The organism is Streptomyces sp. NPDC058000, assembly GCF_042886435.1.
Lineage (GTDB): Bacteria > Actinomycetota > Actinomycetes > Streptomycetales > Streptomycetaceae > Streptomyces.
In genome coordinates this window covers 64,037-80,898 of sequence record NZ_JBHVQS010000020.1, presented here as the reverse complement: position 1 = coordinate 80,898, position 16,862 = coordinate 64,037, and the positions used below count along the sequence as shown (strand labels likewise).

At 67.8% G+C, this 16,862-nt stretch carries 11 protein-coding genes and 5 pseudogenes; 5 read left to right on the top strand and 11 right to left on the bottom strand.

Annotation, left to right across the window (positions count from 1 at the left end; genetic code table 11):
* The first annotated feature begins 355 nt into the window (after nt 1-355).
* Entirely contained in the window at nt 356-598 is a 243-nt protein-coding gene (locus tag ACFVT2_RS20850) for a hypothetical protein (protein ID WP_390019834.1), read from the top strand.
* Entirely contained in the window at nt 591-1,688 is a 1,098-nt protein-coding gene (locus ACFVT2_RS20845; RefSeq protein WP_390019832.1) for a response regulator, read from the top strand. Before ACFVT2_RS20850 ends, ACFVT2_RS20845 begins: the two co-directional genes overlap by 8 nt.
* Before the next feature lie 327 nt (nt 1,689-2,015).
* Here the strand turns inward: ACFVT2_RS20845 and ACFVT2_RS20840 are convergent, their stop codons facing one another.
* Nucleotides 2,016-3,167 carry an ABC transporter substrate-binding protein gene (locus tag ACFVT2_RS20840; RefSeq protein WP_390019829.1) on the bottom strand — a complete coding sequence of 384 codons (1,152 nt, stop codon included), beginning with the start codon at nt 3,165-3,167 and terminating at the stop codon, nt 2,016-2,018.
* Between the two features lie 398 nt (nt 3,168-3,565).
* Here ACFVT2_RS20840 and ACFVT2_RS20835 point away from each other — a divergent pair, with 398 nt between their 5' ends.
* Nucleotides 3,566-3,796: a hypothetical protein gene (locus ACFVT2_RS20835; protein ID WP_390019827.1), complete on the top strand. Its 231-nt coding sequence runs from the start codon at nt 3,566-3,568 to the stop codon at nt 3,794-3,796.
* Here ACFVT2_RS20835 and ACFVT2_RS20830 read toward each other — a convergent pair.
* The 5 genes and pseudogenes from ACFVT2_RS20830 to ACFVT2_RS20810 form a co-directional block, all read right to left on the bottom strand.
* Nucleotides 3,773-3,940: pseudogene (locus tag ACFVT2_RS20830) on the bottom strand (transcriptional regulator); the annotation flags it as partial. The gene ACFVT2_RS20835 and the pseudogene ACFVT2_RS20830 sit on opposite strands and share 24 nt — an antisense overlap.
* Nucleotides 3,941-3,956: 16 nt before the next feature.
* The gene (locus ACFVT2_RS20825) at nt 3,957-4,763 is read right to left on the bottom strand and encodes an alpha/beta hydrolase family protein (protein WP_390019825.1); all 807 of its coding nucleotides are present in this window, start codon (nt 4,761-4,763) and stop codon (nt 3,957-3,959) included.
* Nucleotides 4,764-4,887: 124 nt separating this feature from the next.
* The gene (locus tag ACFVT2_RS20820; RefSeq protein ID WP_390019822.1) at nt 4,888-6,432 is read right to left on the bottom strand and encodes an FMN-binding glutamate synthase family protein; all 1,545 of its coding nucleotides are present in this window, start codon (nt 6,430-6,432) and stop codon (nt 4,888-4,890) included.
* A 155-nt stretch (nt 6,433-6,587) separates the two neighbouring features.
* Nucleotides 6,588-6,722 (bottom strand): annotated as a pseudogene (locus tag ACFVT2_RS20815) (IS5/IS1182 family transposase); the annotation flags it as partial.
* A 143-nt stretch (nt 6,723-6,865) separates the two neighbouring features.
* A pseudogene (locus ACFVT2_RS20810) lies at nt 6,866-7,123 on the bottom strand (NUDIX hydrolase); the annotation flags it as partial.
* Between the two features lie 646 nt (nt 7,124-7,769).
* Here ACFVT2_RS20810 and ACFVT2_RS20805 point away from each other — a divergent pair.
* Entirely contained in the window at nt 7,770-8,072 is a 303-nt protein-coding gene (locus tag ACFVT2_RS20805; protein ID WP_390019820.1) for a hypothetical protein, read from the top strand.
* 2 nt (nt 8,073-8,074) lie between these two features.
* Complete coding sequence (locus ACFVT2_RS20800) at nt 8,075-8,746, top strand: SDR family NAD(P)-dependent oxidoreductase (RefSeq protein WP_390019818.1); 672 nt, start codon at nt 8,075-8,077, stop codon at nt 8,744-8,746.
* 160 nt (nt 8,747-8,906) lie between these two features.
* Here the strand turns inward: ACFVT2_RS20800 and ACFVT2_RS20795 are convergent.
* The 5 genes and pseudogenes from ACFVT2_RS20795 to ACFVT2_RS20775 all read right to left on the bottom strand — a co-directional run.
* Nucleotides 8,907-9,649: pseudogene (locus ACFVT2_RS20795) on the bottom strand (IS5 family transposase); the annotation flags it as partial.
* Nucleotides 9,650-9,756: 107 nt separating this feature from the next.
* Nucleotides 9,757-10,377 (bottom strand): annotated as a pseudogene (locus ACFVT2_RS20790) (ATP-binding protein); the annotation flags it as partial.
* 656 nt (nt 10,378-11,033) lie between these two features.
* Nucleotides 11,034-11,843 (bottom strand): xanthine dehydrogenase accessory protein XdhC, encoded by an 810-nt coding sequence (gene xdhC / locus ACFVT2_RS20785; protein ID WP_390019816.1) that lies wholly within the window; start codon nt 11,841-11,843, stop codon nt 11,034-11,036.
* 1 nt (nt 11,844) lies between these two features.
* On the bottom strand, nt 11,845-14,286 hold the full coding sequence (gene xdhB, locus ACFVT2_RS20780; RefSeq protein ID WP_390019813.1) for a xanthine dehydrogenase molybdopterin binding subunit: 2,442 nt from the start codon (nt 14,284-14,286) through the stop codon (nt 11,845-11,847).
* Nucleotides 14,283-15,776, bottom strand: coding sequence for a xanthine dehydrogenase small subunit (locus tag ACFVT2_RS20775; protein WP_390019811.1), 1,494 nt, complete (start codon nt 15,774-15,776; stop codon nt 14,283-14,285). The genes xdhB and ACFVT2_RS20775 overlap by 4 nt, the downstream gene beginning before the upstream one ends.
* Between the last annotated feature and the right edge of the window lie 1,086 nt (nt 15,777-16,862).

Genomic DNA, 16,862 nt, shown 5'->3' with positions numbered 1-16,862 from the left:
TGATCGATGGCATCTCACGTGTCACCCGATGACGTTGCTCAGTCGCTCAGTGGCTCCGCCGCGGTGTGCCCCGCCTCCGTCCCCGCCGTCGGTCCGCGGTTCAAGCGTCAATGCCACGTCCGCGGCCACGCGGGTGTTGCCGCAACACCTCCACCGGCAATCCGGCCCTGAGCTGCGCATCTGGAGCGTTGCGGGGACGTCGGACGACACCGCAACGGGTACCGGGTGTTGCCGGTTTCTCGGTTGCCTGGCGCAACGGGTTCGCCTGGCGCCATTGTGTGGCGCATGGCAAGGCGGGCCCACCCGGGGCGCGCCGTTCCGACCGCTCTGTGGCGGGTGAAGGAGGGCAGGTGCGATGGATCGTTCGCTTGTGTCGGTGCGGGCGGCGCTGGTGCTGCTGCTTGCGGCGCTGACCGGAGTGGGGGCCGGCATGCTGTCGGTGCTGGCCGGCAACGGAGTGGTGGGTGGCGTCCTTTCCGGGCTTGCCGCTGCGGGCGGGGCCGTGCCGGTGTTCAACCAGATCATCGCCCCGGATGTCGCCGCCGGAAGGCCGGTTGTGCGCAAGGAGCGGGCGAAGGGCGGGAGCATCCGTGGGTGAACTGCGCCCCCTGGGGCAGAGTTTGACGCCGGAGTCCCGTGCGTTGGCGAGGGCCCTGCGGGAGTTGTTCGAGGGCCTGGAAGTCTCGGTACGCCGCTACGCGGCCAGGCGGGTACGAGACGCCGGCACCTTCTCCCGCTACCTCAGCGGTACCCGTGTTCCGCCGTGGGAAGTAGTGATGGACCTCTTCACCGACGTCGCTGAGCACCGCGGTATGGCCGCCACCCCGGACGCCATCGAACTGGTGCGGCGCCTGCACCGGGAGGCGGTCGAAACCAGCACCTCACCCCGTCACGCGGTCGAAGTCCTTGAGCAGCAACTCGCCGAAGCCGACCGCGTCTCACGCCGTTCGACCGCCCACGGTGACGCACTGGGGGATGCCCTGCTGGACCGCAAGCACCGCATCGCCGACCTGGAAGTGCGCCTGAACCATTTGGAAGCCGAGTGGAGCGCGGAGCGGGAACGGGCCGAGCGCCTGGCCGCAGCCAACCTCGATGTCACAGAACTGCTGCACGAACGCGACCAGTTACAGGACGAAGTAACCCGCTTGTTGGCCCAGTTGCACGAAGTGCAACAGCGGCGCGAGGAGGCCGAGCAACGCTGTGCCCTGTTGGAACGCCAGTTGGAGGCGGTCGAGCAGGTGCAGAAGAACGCCGTTGCCGTGACACCCGCGGTGCCTCGGGCCATGCCCAAGGTCCTCATCGTCGACGATCAGCCTGACAACCTGCTGGCCATGACCGCCGTACTGTCCACTCTCGATCAGGAACTGGTCGCGGTCCCTTCCGGCCGCGAAGCCCTCAAAGCCCTTCTCGATCACGACGACTTCGCGGTGATCATCATGGACGTCCAGATGCCAGACATGGACGGATACGAAACCGCCGCCCACATCAAACGACGCCCCCGCACCCACGACGTGCCCATCATCTTCCTCACCGCCATGGGCACCGACCCCGAGCACTCCGCCCGCGGCTATGCCGCCGGTGCGGTCGACTACATCGGCAAGCCCTTCGACCCTTGGGTCCTGCGGGCCAAAGTCGCCGTCTTCACCGGCATCTACCTCGAACAACGACGCCTCGCCGGAGACCAGTAACGGCCAACCGAGCGCCGCCGGAAATCCGCACCGACGACGCCCGCAAGGCTCTCGCCGCCAGCGGCCACCCAGGCTGCGAACTCGACGAAGGCACCAGCCACCAACTGCATGGCCGTGTAAACGACGTCGACGACCTGCTGAGCGCTGCGGCCCAGTGCCTGCACGTCGTGGAGTTCAGCCGCCTTGGGCGCTGTCCGCGGAGATCAGCGGCTGTCGCGGTACGGGCGGTTGAAGTCGTGCATGGTGTCGGGGCGACCGGGCCGGCCGCGTGATGCCGCCGCTGAGAGGAAGCGGCGGGCATCACGACGGGCCTGATGCGAGTCGCGGTCATCCAGCGACTGCTTCGCCCCAGCTCTGGGAGATGACGAACTTGGCACTGCTCTGCTGGGACTCGGTCGGGAAGCTCGGCGTGCCGGAGACCTTCGGCAGCTTCGCCGCGGCGGCCTGGTCGAGCGTGCCTGCCTTGTTCATAGCGGTCATCAGAGCCGGGCGGGCGTATCCCTTGAGCCTGAGGTTCTGGCCCTCGGCGCTGTAGAGGTACTCCTGCCACAGGCGCGCGGCCGCGGGGTGCGGCGCATACTTGTTGATGGCCTGCGAGTAGTACTGGGAGAACTGGCCGTCCGAGGGGACCGTGACCGTCCAGTCGAGGCCCTTGGACTTGAGCTCGTCGGTGTACCCGGCGTTGAGGTAGTCCCAGTCGATGCTGATCGGCGTCTCGCCCTTTTTGATGGTGGCCGGGGTGGATGCGACGGGCGTGTAGTTGCCGTTCTTCTTCAGCTTGGCGAAGAAGTCTATGCCGGGCTGGATGTCGTCGAAGGATCCGCCGTTGGCGAGGGCAGCCGCGTACACGGCGCCGAAGGCCGAACCCGACTTGCTGGGGTCGCCGTTGAGCGCGACCTGTCCCTTGTACTGCGGCTTGAGCAGATCCTTGAAACTGGTCGGGCAGGTTTGCACACGCTTGGCATTGCAGCCGAAGGAGATGTAGCCGCCGTAGTCGTTCGACCAACGGCCGATCGCGTCCTTCTGGTCATCGGGTATGTCAGTGAAACCGGCGACCATGTAAGGCGCGAGCAGCCCCTGCTGGGCGGCGCTCTGCGCGAAGGAACTGCCGAGGTCGACGACGTCGGGCGCGCTGTTCTGGCCCTTGCGCGAGGCGACCGCGCTGATCTCGTCCTGGCTGGTGCCGCTCGAGTTCTCGACCTCGACCGTGATGCCGTACTTCTTTTCGAAGCCGTCGATCAGGCCGCCGTAGTTGGCCCAGTCGCGGGGCAGCGCGATCGCGTGCAGTGTGCCCTCCTTCTTGGCCTCCTTGGCCAGGGCGTCGATGCCACCGAACGCGGTGGCCGTGGTCGCGGCGGCCGCGCTCTTGCCGCCGGCGGTCGACGCGTCGGAGTCCGCGCCACAGCCGCTGAGGGCGAGTGCGGCGGCGGTGGTGAGGACGCCGGTGAGGACGGCGGTTCTCGGTAGGGGCACGGTCACGGTCTCTCCAGGGTACGCACAGAGGTTTGAGGGGTTTCCTGTGGGGCCACACAGGGGACGCACGTGGGGGGTGAGCACCTGTCCGACGTTTTAGCTGAACAAGCTGGCGCCTTAGTAGGCCCAACTATGCTGTCCGTCAGGTAAAAATTGGGGAAACAGGTAACTCTGTTTCCCTCGCAATCGCAGCTCAGCATCTGCACGGTGGAGCCACCCCGCCGGAGTCCGACGGCTGCCCCACCGACCTGCTGCTGCCCGCCGGCCGCTGCTCACCCGGCCAGGCACACGAGACGCACAACGGCATCGCGGCTGGCCACGGCGGTCGGATTGCCTTCGGCTACCGCAGCTACGCGTACCCGCTGCCGCAGGGGGCCGCGCCCCTCTGGCACCACGACCACCGCATGGATTGCAGCGCCCCGCAGGTCTGGCGCGGCCTGGCTGGCCTCTTCCTCATCAGTGACGAGGAAGAGGACCGTCTCCCCTTGCCGGGCGGTGACCATGACATACCACCCATTCTGGGTGACCGGTCCTTCGAGGAAGCGGGCTCCTTCCGCTACTCCACCCACAGCCACGACGACTTCCCCGACGGGGCGCTCGCCGACAAAGCCCTACGCGATGAAGCCCCCCTTTGAGCGTGCACTGGAGACCCGGATCTCGATACAGGGCCGGCGGCGGATGTCTTGGGCCACACAGCCTTCGGCGATGCGGAGGGCTTGGTGGCCGTCGCCGAGGCGGCCTTGCTGGCGGTACGCGCGGGCGACTTCGATCCACAGGGCGACCCCGCCCCCACACCTATCCGAGCGAGCTCTTCATCACCTGGGATGTCTTGCCTCCGGGCTGTGACCCGTGGATGTACTGGTCGGCCCAGGCGCTGATGATGTGGGCGGCTCGCTGCGCTTGTCCTCGTGCGGTCAGGAGATGGTCTGCTCCTTCGAGCGAGACGAAGCTTCGCGGGTGTCGTGCCTCGCGGAAGATCTCCCCGGCGTTGGCGATGTCGACGGTGTGGTCGGTTGGCGAATGCAGGACGAGTAGCGGCAGGTTCAACTCGCGTATCCGATCGCGCAGTTGAGCACGCCGGACGTCTTCGACGAAGGCGCGCTTGAGGACCAGGGTCCTCCCGCCGACGAACCACTCGTGCGAACCCTCACTGAGAACACGATCCATGACCGCGTCGTACTGTCGCTCGACGTGGCTGGGCTCGACAGGCGCCCCGATCGTGGCGAGCGCGCGGACGCCGGTTGCCTCTGCCGCCGCGGCGAGGACGGCGGCGCCTCCCCATGAGTGCCCCACCAGCAGGTCTGCCGGAGTTCCTCGCTCCGCCATCAGGGCCGCTGCGCGGACCGTGTCCTGGACCTTGACGGTGAAGGAACCGTCCCCCCAGTCGCCGTCGGAGTCCCCGATCCCGAGGTTGTCGTAGCGCAGCATTCCGATCCCCTCGCGTGCCAGCTGCTTGCTGACGCGCGAGGCGGCCGGTGAGTCCTTGCCGAGTGTGAATCCGTGCACGAAGATTCCCCAGCCTCGGATCTCGCCGTCTGGCAGGTCGATCGCTCCGGCCAGTTCGGGGCCGACGACGCTACGGAATCGCACTTTTTCGGTCATGTTGTGATCACCTAGGCAGGGACTGTTCGTGGGCAGGGGGGACGAGGGTGACACCGGCCGGTGCCACGCGCGTGCTCCTGGCGGGAGAGCGGTGCGCGCGGCGCCTGCCACTGTCGGCGGAGGCTCAGACGGTCGGCTTCTGCACGGACGTCGGCTTGGTGGCGAGCAGTGCAGTGATCTCCTCGGCGAGGTGCGGGCCGAGCTCGCCCCAGCCGTCCTTGTAGCCGTAGACACCGGCCAGGGTCCGGGCCTCGTAGTCGCCGTTCATGATCTCGATGTCGTTGGCCGTGATGAGCGCCGGGTGGGCGACGCCGACGGCCGACGAGACCTTGATCAGCTCCTTGCGCAGGGTGCGCAGGTAGACGGCGGCCCGGGTGGCCTTCGAGGTCGGGTCGAGGCCGCGGGCCAGCCGCGGGTTCTGGGTGGCGATGCCGGTGGGGCACTTGTCGGTGTGGCACTTCTGTGCCTGGATGCAGCCGATCGAGAGCATCGCCTCACGCGCCACGTTGATCATGTCGGCACCCAGGGCGAAGGCGACCGCGGCGTTCTCGGGCAGGCCGAGCTTGCCGGAGGCGATGAAGGTCAGGTCGTCGGTCAGCCCCAGCTCGGCGAAGGTGCCGTAGACCCGGGAGAAGCCCATCCGGAAGGGCAGCGACACCGAGTCGCTGAAGATCAGCGGTGCCGCTCCGGTGCCGCCCTCGCCGCCGTCGATGGTCACGAAGTCGACACCGCGGTCGCCACGCGCCATCAGCGTGGCCAGCTCCTGCCAGAACTCCATCTCTCCCACCGCGCTCTTGATCCCGACCGGCAGACCGGTCTCGGTGGCGAGCAGTTCGACGAAGTCGAGCATCGAGTCGACGTCACTGAACGCGGTGTGCCGCGACGGGGAGGCGCAGTCCTTACCGAGCGGGATGCCGCGGATCTCGGCGATTTCCGGGGTCACCTTCGCGCCCGGCAGCATCCCGCCGAGCCCTGGCTTGGCGCCCTGGGAGAGCTTGATCTCTATCGCCTTGACCGGGGCGCCGGCGACCACGTCCTTGAGCTTGTCGATGTTGAAGCGGCCGTCCTCGTCGCGGCAGCCGAAGTACGCCGTACCGATTTGAAGGACAAGATCGCCGCCGTTGCGGTGGTACGGGGAGAGGCCGCCCTCTCCCGTGTTCTGCATCGTGCCCGCCAGCGCCGCCCCTTTGTTGAGCGCCGTGATCGCCGCGCCGGAGAGCGATCCGAAGCTCATCGCCGAGATGTTCACCACGCTCGCCGGTCGGAACGCCTTGGCGCGCCCGCGCGGCCCGCCCAGCACCTTGGCCGAGGGCAGTGGGGCCTGCGGGTCGTGCGCGTCGGGCAGCGTGCCGGCGAACGTGCGCTGCTTCAGGTACGCGTGCCCCTGCATGTGCTCAATGTCGTTGTCGGTTCCGAAGCCGAAGTAGTTGTTCTCCCCCTTCGACGACGCGTAGATCCAGGTGCGCTGGTCACGACTGAACGGGCGCTCCTCGTCGTTGGAGGTCACTATGTACTGCCGCAGTTCCGGCCCGATCGTCTCCAACAGGTACCGGGCGTGCCCGATCACCGGGAAGTTCCGGAGCAATGCGTGCTTCTTCTGGACAAGGTCACGAGCGGCCACCAGTGCCAATGCTGTTGCGGTGGCTGCGGCGATGCTCCGGGCGCGCATGAACGTTCCTCTCCTCGATGCTCGACTCCATCGCCATGCGGTGGAGTCGTCGTGTCGTATCGGGCGTTGGGCGGCGGGCGCGACCAAGCGGGCGTCAGCGTCCGTCGGAGAACGCGAAATGATATTAGGGGCTCGCCCGGATAGGTGTGGGGGCAGGGTCGTCGGGTGGGGCGGTCGTCCCGGCGGTGGGTGGTCCAGGCACGTCGGAACAGGCTACGCACGGTGATGACGGCTTCCGCGAGGTTGTAGAAGGCGTTGGCGACTCTGGTGCGGTGTTCGTAGCGGCGTGCGGCCGCGAACGTGACGTCCGAGCGTGGGAAGGAGCACCTCCGGGAGCTCTTCATGCGGCTCTTCATCCAGCTCGCTTCGCGTCGCAGGGAGCGGTCGGTGAGCGATGTCGAGCCCTGACTGCGGGAGACCTTCCCTGAGCCAGTCAGCGGATGGCTTGGTCCATGAGGACGTAGAGCAGGCCAACCAGCGAGCCATTGCTGACGACCTCGCGGCGGTCGATCATGGCACGGGCCTCGCTGAGCGGGATCCATTCGATCCTGTCGGACTCGTGCTTTTCCGTCGGCGGTCCCATGTACGTCTCGCCGTCGGTATGGAAGACGTAGTGCTGCGAGTCCGTGATTCCGTTCGCCGGCTCAACGTAGATCAACGGTTTCATCCTGTCCGGGCGCCAGCCGGTTTCCAGTTGTTCGTGTACACCTGCCGCACCCCGAAGACCTTCCGCTGCATGAACGCCGCCCGTCACCCGTCACGTCGCAATGCGCCCGGCATGTCAGAGGAAGCGGACCCCGGCCCGCCGTGCGCACAGTGACCCGGGTGACGACCGTCGACGTCGACGGCACCAGGCAGCTCTCCGCGGACCGGGGCGGCGGGGCAATCGCGGCGGCAGCGGTGCTTACGGCAACGGTAACGGCAAGGGCGGTTCTGCCAACCACCCCGGACAGAGCGCTGAAAGCAAGTGACTTGGCACCAAGGTCCGCCTTCTGAACGGCATCAAGGCCGACAACGGCAAGGACGCCAATGAGGGGCGTGGCGGGGCCGGGGGCGTTGGCGGCCCCAGCCTGGCAAAGAAAGACCCGGTGCCCCTTCGCGGCCGGCACCGGCGGCGAGGGCGGCACGGCTTCTTATTCGGGCGACGGCCGCAACGGGACGAAGGGGGATGCCGGCTGCATCGCGTGGACCTACACCACCGGCCGCTCCTGACGCGTGCTGGCCGAGACTGACCGTCGTAGCCGGGGCTGAGTCGCCACCGTCGTCCAGCTCGACCGCGTCCGGGTCACGCAGGGGCCGTAGATCCTCGCGGGGCCGGAATCCACGCCCATGTCGGCGTGGAACGGACCGACCACGCGCACATCGAGACCGTGCCGCCGAACCGGGAACGCTACCCCTACGGCTTCGGCTGCGGCAGCGATCTGACAGCCGACGTCGCCTCCGACACCGTCCGGCGCTCGCACGCCGTCCACGACCCCGACGACCCGAGGCACTACGTGCGCTGGCCGATGCTCTACCACGGTGAGATGGCCGTCGAGCTGTGGAAGCCCGGACTACCCGCCGAACCACTGAGCGGACTGCTCGACGTCTTCGCCACAGCCGTCGGCTTCCGCACCGACCACATCGAACAACCGGTGTGACCATGCCCACCGCACTGATCACCGGCGCGTCCTCCGGCATCGGCCGGGCCTTCACCGAACAACTGGCCCGACGCGGCTACGACCTCGTCCTCGTGGCCCGCACCCGCAGCGCCCTCGACGACCTCGCCCGGACCCTTCGAACCTCGGCGGGAGTACACGTCGAGACCATGCCCGTCGACCTCGCCACCGCCAACGGATGTGCGACTGTGGAGCATCGGCTCTCTGCCGGGGAGGCCGTCGACCTCCTCGTCGACAACGCCGGGACAGTACTGAGCCGCCCCTTCCCGGCCAACGACGTATCCGCCGAAGCCACTCTGCTCGACCTCAACATCCGCGCCGTCATGCGGTTGACCCACGCCGCTCTACCCCGCATGATCGAGCGCCGATCCGGCCAGGTGGTGAACGTCTCCTCCTTCACCGCACTGGGCATCGGCGGTCTGGCCACCACCTATCCCGCCAGCAAGGCATGGGTACTCGCCTTCACCGAGGCCGTCGCCCGCTCCAGGGAGGTCGTCACCAGCGGCGTCCGCATGATGACGCTCCTGCCCGGCTTCGTCACCACCGACTTCTTCGACCGCAACCAACTCGGCATCCCCAATCTTCCTTCCTGGGCTTGGCTCAGCCCCGGACACGTGGTTGCCACCGCCCTGCGCGACCTTGCCCGTGGCCGCTAAGTCAGCATCCCCAGTCGCCGCTACAAATGCGCAAGCTGGGCCCTGCGCCACCTGCCCCACCCCCTCATCCGGCCATTCACCTGGGACTTCACCAACCCGAGCATGCTCTGGCGCGATCCTCGTCACCACCGACATGGCACACGCACCTTAAGACCGTGCCCTATGTGGTGAGGCGGATCAGGCGCTTGTAGCAGCAGAGGGCTGCGGCGAGTCCGAGAAAGGCCAGGTAGTTGTGGGGATCGCGCTCGTAGCGGGGGCTGAGTCTGCATTAGCCAGTCAACCGGTCAACCAGTCAGCCAGGACATCGTGCGCTCGATCACCCGACGGTGGCATCCCAACCGTTCGCTGGACACGATGCCCTTGCGGGCGATCCGCACGCCAATGCGCTTACCGCGGACCCATTTTCGCGGTTCAGGCTGGTCGTACGCCTTGTCGGCGTGGAGCTCGCGGGGTTTGTATGGCGGCCGCATTCGACGTCGTGTCTCGATTGGAGACCGGCGACCATGGGCTTCACCCCTGGCTGTCGGTGGGTGTTACCACCTGAGACACCGACCACGAGAGGCATTCCTGAGCGGTCGGACAAGACATGCATCTTGGAACCTGGCTTACCCCGGTCCACGGGGCTCCGACCTGCAAGTTCGTCCCCTCCCTTTCGCCCGCACGTGCGCGGTGTCGCGGACTACGCGGGAAAGGCCGAGCAGCTTCTTGGCAGCCGGTTTGTCAAGCACGGCTTGGTGCCACCTGCCCCACACGCCGGCCCGCGACCAGATCAGGAACCGGCGATGGGCCGTGGACTTCGAGATCCCGAAGCACGGCGGCAGAGCCTTCCAGGCACCCCCGGACAAGTGCGTACACGATCGCCGCGAACACCACCTCATCAGGAGTGTCCTGCGTCCCGCCTCCCTACGGACGCACCCCCGTATCAACGTCCACCTCACCACATAGGACACAGTCTTGTGCCGTGACGGATGATCCAGCGCGGAGCGCCCTTCGGGGCCGGGGGTGGCGACTTCGAGGGTGCCGTGGTGGCGGGTGGCGATGTCCCGGGCGATGGCCAGGCCCAGGCCCGAGCCGCCTGCATCGCGGTCGCGGGCTTCGTCGAGGCGGGTGAAGCGTTCGAAGATGCGCTCGCGAGCCTCGGGTGGGATGGGGGAGCCGTCGTTGAAGAGCCACAGGCGGGTGGTTTCGCAGCGCTGGTCGAGGGTGACGGTCACCGTGGAGCGGGCGTGGCGGGCTGCGTTGTCAGCATCAACTGGTGGGTGCTGAGCGTGGGTAGGGCGAAATAGGCGTGCAGTCCCTGCCGGCGTGACATCACACTTCCTGACGGTGGGCAACCCGGCGCGGCGGGGCCCTGAAAGCCGGCGGGCCGGGACGGGGACCGTGGGGCCGAGGTCGGAGGCGCTTCCCTCTGATCGGCTTGCCCGCCGTTGGAGCCGCTGCCGGCGCGTACTCGGTTCATATGCGCAAAATACTGCACATAAGTACGGCGCGCCCGTCCAGCAGTGCAACGTCGTGCCGGGAACCGCGCAATCAGGATTCACGCGCCCTGCTACGACGTAGGCAAGGCCGTCGGCCCTCAAGCCACTAGTAGAGATCGCCGAACTCCGGAGGTCCCGAGTCCCTCCTGGCATCGCCCTTGGCCCACCCGAACAGTTCGGTGTGGTTGCGAGCGCGGGTGACGGGTGACGATCTCGGAGCAGTATCGCGCCCCCAGGAGGACTGTGGTGGAGCAACAGTCCGGCCCGCTCCGCTGCATGGCCGCAGCGCTGGCCGCGGCCGTCCTGATGACGGCGGCGGCATGCTCGGGTGGTGACCCGTCGGGTTCGGCGACGAGGTCCGCATCGCCACCCGCGCAACTCGCCGGGAGTCAGGCCAGAGGGGCCTTGATCAGTGCCTCCGTGCTGGGCGCCAGTGGAACCCGGCCACCGACGGCATCGACAAGCGGGACACGCTGCTGCGGAACAAGGGGGACCAGGCACCGATCCCGGCCCGGCTGAGCGCGCTCACCGAGACCGCAGTCCGCTCCGCAGGCGTACCCATCCCACACCAATGAGGGGAGCCTCGCGACATATTGGCCCCGCGTCCGAATTCTCGGACATCGACGGCCTGCCGGCGCGCGATCCGGGCTGCGGGCAGGGGATGACGTTCGGGGCGTCGAAGGGCGCGAGCCGGTCCTGCCCTGGTGAAGCCGATGCTTGTCGAAGTGACGGGCACCTTCGTGCCGAAAGGGCGCCCCGCACGTGTGCGTTCGCACGAGTGCGGGGCGCCTGTCGATCCAGTTGACGAGTCAATTCCCTCCGAGTTCAAAGCTGCGGAGCACATCGGCAGCAACGCTCACGGCAATGGTCGCGGGTTCCTTGCCGGTGATGTCGGCCAGCCCGATCGGGGTCTTGATCCGATCGATGGTGGCCTCGTCGTGACCGCCCTCGGTGGCGAGGCGCTTGCGGAACCGCACCCACTTGGCCGCCGACCCGATCAGCCCGATGAAGCCGAGATGGGTGGTGCGCAGGGCGGCGTCGCACAGCGCGGCGTCCTCGGCGTGATCATGGGTCATGATCAGGATGTGGGTGCCGCGCGGCAACTCCGCCAGCACCTCCTCCGGCAGCAGCGGCGTGTGATGCACGTGCACCTGCGCCACCGCGTCCGCCAGCACGCGGAGCCGCTTCTCGGCGAGGATGTCGGAGCGGGTGTCGATCAGATGGAGATCGAGGTCCTGACGTGCCAGGATGCGCGCCAGTTCCAGCCCGATGTGCCCGACGCCGAAGATCGCCACCGCCCGTAGCACCGGCAGCGGTTCGAGCAGCACCGAAACCGTGCCGCCGCAGCACTGCACGCCATGCTGGTTGGTCACCTTGTCGTTGAGGGCGAAGTCGATCATCTCCGGCTCCGGCTTGGACGCGGCGATCATCTCCCGGGCCCGATCGATCGCGACGGCCTCGACATTGCCGCCACCGATCGAACCCCACGTCTCGGTCTGCCCCACAACGAGTTTCGCACCGGCGTCGCGCGGGGCATGGCCGCGAACGGTCGCGACGGTCACCAGCACGCCGGACTCCCGGCGTGCTCGCAACCGTGCCACCGCGGTGAGCCACGTCATGTCAGGCACCACTCAACGCTTCCGCGTCGGTTCGGATCGTGCCGCCCGCGGCATTCCCGTTTCCGGGGTGGTCGTTGGTGGCGAACCCGTTGCGGGCGTAACCGTTCCGCGGGGCATCGCCCTGTCGAGCCGCCTGGATCGCCCAGTACACCGCCTCCGGCGTGGCGGGCGAGGCCAACTCGACGCTGACCCCGCTCGGCCCGAACGCCGCGGCGGCCTGCCGCAACGCCTCGCGCACTGAGAACGCCAACATCAGCGGAGGTTCACCCACCGCCTTGGACCCGTATACCGCGCCCTCCTCGGTGGCGTTCTCCAGCAGCGTGACGTTGAACTCCTCGGGCATCTCCGAAAAGCTCGGCAGCTTGTAGGTGCTCGCGGCCTGGGTCAGCAGCCGGCCGCGGTTCGGCCCGTCACCGGCGTCCCAGCGCAGGTCCTCAAGTGTCAGCCAGCCCGCGCCCTGCACGAAACCACCCTCGACCTGACCGATGTCGATCATCGGGGACAGGCTGTCGCCGACATCGTGCACGATGTCCACCCGCCGGATGCGGTACGCGCCGGTGAAACCGTCCACCTCCACCTCGGCCGCGGCGGCGCCATGGGCGAAGTACTTGAACGGCGAGCCCCGAAACGTCTTGGCGTCCCAGTGGAGACCCTCGGTCCGGTAGAAGCCGGCTGCCGACAGCTGCACCCGCTGGAAGTACGCGGTGCGCACCAGGTCGTCCCAGGCCAACTCCTTGTCGCTGCCCAGCGCACGCGCGACGCCCTCGACGATGCGCACATCCGAGGCATGCGAACCCAGCTGGGTGGCGGCCACCTGTAGCAGCCGTTCGCGCAACTGCTCGCAGGCGTTCTTCACCGCCGCACCGTTGAGATCCGCCCCGGCACTGGCGGCGGTGGCGCTGGTGTTGGGGACCTTGTCGGTTCGCGTCGGGGCCAGCCGCACCTTGTGCAGGGGGATACCCAGCGTGGTCGCGGCCACCTGCAGCATCTTGGTGTGCAAGCCCTGGCCCATCTCGGTGCCGCCGTGGTTGATCAGGACCGAGCCGTCCTTGTAGATCAGCACCAGCGCGCCGCCCTGGTTGAAGGCGGTGAGGTTGAACGAGATTCCGAACTTGAGGCCGGTGACCGCAAGTGCCCGCTTGGTGTGCGGGTGCGCGGCATTGAAGGCAGCGATCTCGCGCCTGCGGTCGGCGATGCCGGCGTTGTCCTTGACCTGCTGCCAGACGGCGGAGATCCGTTCGGGCCGAACGACCGGCTGTCCGTACGGCGTCGACTGGCCCTTTCGGTAGAAGTTGCGCTCCCGCAACTCGATCGGATCCAGGCCGAGCAGCGGCGCGCACCGGCCCATGATGTCCTCGATCACCAGCATGCCCTGCGGTCCGCCGAAGCCGCGGAAGGCGGTGTTGGAGACCTTGTTGGTCTTGGCGATGCGACCGGCGATGCGCGCGTGGGGAATCCAGTAGGTGTTGTCGATGTGGCACAGGGCACGGGCCACCACCGGCTCGGAGAGGTCCAGGCTCCAGCCGCCGTCCGCGGTCAAGGTGGCGTCCAGGGCCTGGATGTGGCCGTCGGCATCGAAGCCGATCTTCCACTCGGCGTGGAACCCGTGTCGCTTACCGGACATGGTCAGATCCTGAGTCCGGTTGAGCCGCAGCCGGACCGGCCGGCCGGTCAGCTTGGCGCCGAGCGCGGCGATGGCCGCGAACCCGTGCGGCTGCATCTCCTTGCCGCCGAAGCCGCCACCCATCCGCAGACACTGCACGGTCACCTCGTGGCTGTGCAGACCGAGCACGTGCGCGACGATTTCCTGCGTCTCCGAAGGATGCTGGGTGCTGCTCTGGACGAACACCTGCTCGGCCTCGTCGATGTAGGCAAGCGCCGCGTGCGTCTCAAGGTAGAAGTGTTCCTGATCGGAGAACTGGAACTCGCCGGTGAACACGTGCGCGGAGTCGGCGAAGCCGGCGTCGACGTCGCCGGTCAGCATCACGGGCTGAGCGCCGTGAAAACTGTTGGCCGCGATCGCGTCCCGCAGCGTGATCAGGGAGGGATGTTCGTCGAGTTCCACCTCGACGGCTGCCGCACCGAGCCGGGCCGCCTCCAGGGTCTCGGCGAGCACCCAGGCGACCGCGTGGCCGTAGAACATGACCGAGTCGGGGAACAGCGGTTCGTCGTGCTTCATCCCGGCATCGTTGACGCCGGGCACGTCCGCACCGGTCAGCACGCGGACCACACCGGGCACGGCGAGCGCGGGCTCGGTGCGCAGCGCGGTGATCCTGCCGTGGGCCTTCATGACCTGGACCGGGTGGGCGTGCAGCACGTCCTTGGTGCGGTGTACCAGGTCGTCGGTGTAGAGCGCGGTACCGGTGACGTGCAGGTTGGCGCTCTCATGCGGCATCGAGACGCCGACGACGGGCTTCTCGGGACGCTCGGACAATTGGCTCATGACGACACCGCCTCAGTGGTTTGCGCGTACAGCTTCGGCAGGCTCTGGCCGAGCATCGCGGAACGGTAGTCGGCGCTGGCGCGGTGATCGTTCATCGGCGTGCCCTCGGCCTGTAGCACCCCGGCCGCGGCCTCGATGGTCTCCGTCGCCCACGGTTTGCCCTCCAGGGCCGCCTCGGTGGCCAGGGCGCGGATCGGGGTGGCGGCCACGCCGCCCAGTCCGATGCGTGCCTTGCGGACGATCCCGCCCTCGATGTCGAGCGCGAAGGCGACCGCCACGCTGGAGATGTCGTCGAAGCGCCGCTTGGCGATCTTGTGGAAGGCCACAGTCGGCGACAGCGGCAGCGGAATGCGCACCGCGCGGATCAGTTCGCCGGGACGGCGCACGCTCTGCCGGTAGCCGGTGAAGTAGTCCGCCAGCGGGACTTCCCGCTCACCGTCGGCGTCGGCGAGTACCACCGACGCCTCCAGCGCGAGCAGCGCCGGCGGGCTGTCACCGATGGGGGAGCCGGTACCGAGGTTGCCGCCGAGGGTCGCACCGTTGCGGATCAGCCGGGACGCGAACTGCGGGAATAGTTCCGCCAGCAGCGGGACGTCGCCGTCGAGGCGGCGTTCGATCTCGGTGAGCGTCAGCGCCGCCCCGATCTCGATGTAGTCGGATTCGACGCGTAGCTCCCGCAGTTCGGACAGCCGGTCGACGGCGACCACGCAATCCGCCCGGCGGGAACGGATGTTCACCTCAACGCCCCAGTCGGTGGAGCCGGCGACCACCACTGCGTCGGGCCGTTCGCGCAGCACCTGCAGCGTTTCGGCCAGGGTGCTCTTCCGTAGGAACGCGCTGTCGTCCCGGGTGTACTCAGTAGCGACCGGAGCGGGCGGGGAGTGCTCGCGACGCTGTGCCAGCGGGTCCTCGTCGGTGGGCGAACCGACGGCGAACGCGGCATCGCGAATCGGGCGATAGCCGGTACAGCGGCACAGGTTTCCGCTCAGCGCGTGCAGATCGAAACCGTTCGGACCGTGCTCGGAGTCGGTGCTGCCGGCCGATTCCGATTCCGATTCCGATTCCGATTCCGATTCCGCGTGCGCGCAGCGGTCGGGCCGGTAGTACTCGGCGGCCATGCTGCAGACGAATCCCGGCGTGCAGTAACCACACTGGGAGCCGCCGCGGACCGCCATTTCCTCCTGCACCGGGTGCAGAGTGGGCGGCTTTCCGGGGCCTCTGTCGGTGGCCAGACCCTCGGAGGTGATGATCTCTTGACCGTCGAGCGCCGCGACCGGGACCAGGCAGGCGTTGACCGCCACCCAGTCGGTGGGCTTGTTCACTCCGGGACGCGCCACCAGGACCGAACAGGCGCCGCATTCACCCTCGGCACAGCCCTCCTTGGTGCCGGTGAGGCCACGTTCGCGCAGGAAATCCAGCACAGTGGTGTGGGGCGCAGCCGGTGAAATCGGTGTTTCTTTCCCATTGACCGTGATCCGCGTTTCTACCATGACTGGCCTTCATTTCGGTACGCGATCGGTCGATTCATCATGTTCGCCAATTTCAGGCAGCTTTCTGTGTTCAGACGCGCCACATGAGAGGAGCGGGCGCACAACGGCACGCGACAGCGACGTGCCGCGAGGCGGTGAGGAGAAACCCGGAATGTGCCACGGACGGGCACATCAGAACGGCGTGCTCAGCAGCCGTGCGCGATCCGACCCGGAACCCAGGCCGTGCACTGGGCGAGGCGACCAAGATCAGAGCTGGTGTACATCCGCTGGTCGCCTCCTTTCGGTAGTCATGGGTCGACGCTTACGGCAAATTAATGGTTGCGGCCACAGAGAGCAAGGGGTTGGCCTTGAACAGATCACGGGCCCGAGCGGGCCCCGGCCACCACCGGAGGGCTGCCGGGCCCCGTTTGTGCCTGGGACCGTGCGCAACCACGAGGCGGGCGCGGGGCGGGGAGGCGGACGGTCCGAAGGCGCGCCACACATGGTCGTCGAGGGAGCCGAGGGAGCCGAGGGAGGTCATGACCAGGACGTCCATCACGGCGGCGGTTTCGGCGAACAGGACGATGTCGCGGCGGAGGAGGGCGGACTTGGTGGTTGTGGTGAAGGGACGCGGTAGTCGATGAGGGCGCGCAGGACGTGGGCATCAACTGGTAGCGGCCTTCGGCGCGTTGGTCGCAGTCGGTGGAGGCGCCGACCATCACCCACTGGTCGCCGGTTTTGCCGATGCGCAGTGCGCGGCGCAGGACGGTGGCGGCGTTGGACTTGATGTGGAGGTGGGCCTGGAAGTTCTGTTCGGTGTCCGGTGTTCGGCGTTGTGGCCGAGGTGGTGGTGGCCGTCGCGGGCGAACCAGGAGATGCAGGCGTGGGCGTGTTTCAGGCGGTCGAGGGTGGCGTTGGTGGTGAGGGCTGTCCGGGAGATTTGGTCCCGGGAACGGGGGCCGGTACGCGAGCGGGGTGTCTGGGGAGGAGGGGTAGTCCCGGTACGTCTTGGCGGTGGCGGTGGCGGTTGTGCGAGGACCCCTGCGTAGTTGCCTGCGCCGCCGCCGGCAGACACCTATAGATGTGACCAATAGCTTCCATGGTCAA

What these genes read in the sequence shown, in the direction of transcription:
- xdhC (WP_390019816.1), bottom strand. Translation starts at nt 11,843, where the DNA reads ATGACGTGGCTCACCGCGGTGGCACGGTTGCGAGCACGCCGGGAGTCC.
- ACFVT2_RS20835 (WP_390019827.1), top strand. Translation starts at nt 3,566, where the DNA reads ATGGATTGCAGCGCCCCGCAGGTCTGGCGCGGCCTGGCTGGCCTCTTC.
- ACFVT2_RS20850 (WP_390019834.1), top strand. Translation starts at nt 356, where the DNA reads ATGGATCGTTCGCTTGTGTCGGTGCGGGCGGCGCTGGTGCTGCTGCTT.
- ACFVT2_RS20775 (WP_390019811.1), bottom strand. Translation starts at nt 15,776, where the DNA reads ATGGTAGAAACGCGGATCACGGTCAATGGGAAAGAAACACCGATTTCA.
- ACFVT2_RS20825 (WP_390019825.1), bottom strand. Translation starts at nt 4,763, where the DNA reads ATGACCGAAAAAGTGCGATTCCGTAGCGTCGTCGGCCCCGAACTGGCC.
- ACFVT2_RS20820 (WP_390019822.1), bottom strand. Translation starts at nt 6,432, where the DNA reads ATGCGCGCCCGGAGCATCGCCGCAGCCACCGCAACAGCATTGGCACTG.
- ACFVT2_RS20800 (WP_390019818.1), top strand. Translation starts at nt 8,075, where the DNA reads ATGCCCACCGCACTGATCACCGGCGCGTCCTCCGGCATCGGCCGGGCC.
- xdhB (WP_390019813.1), bottom strand. Translation starts at nt 14,286, where the DNA reads ATGAGCCAATTGTCCGAGCGTCCCGAGAAGCCCGTCGTCGGCGTCTCG.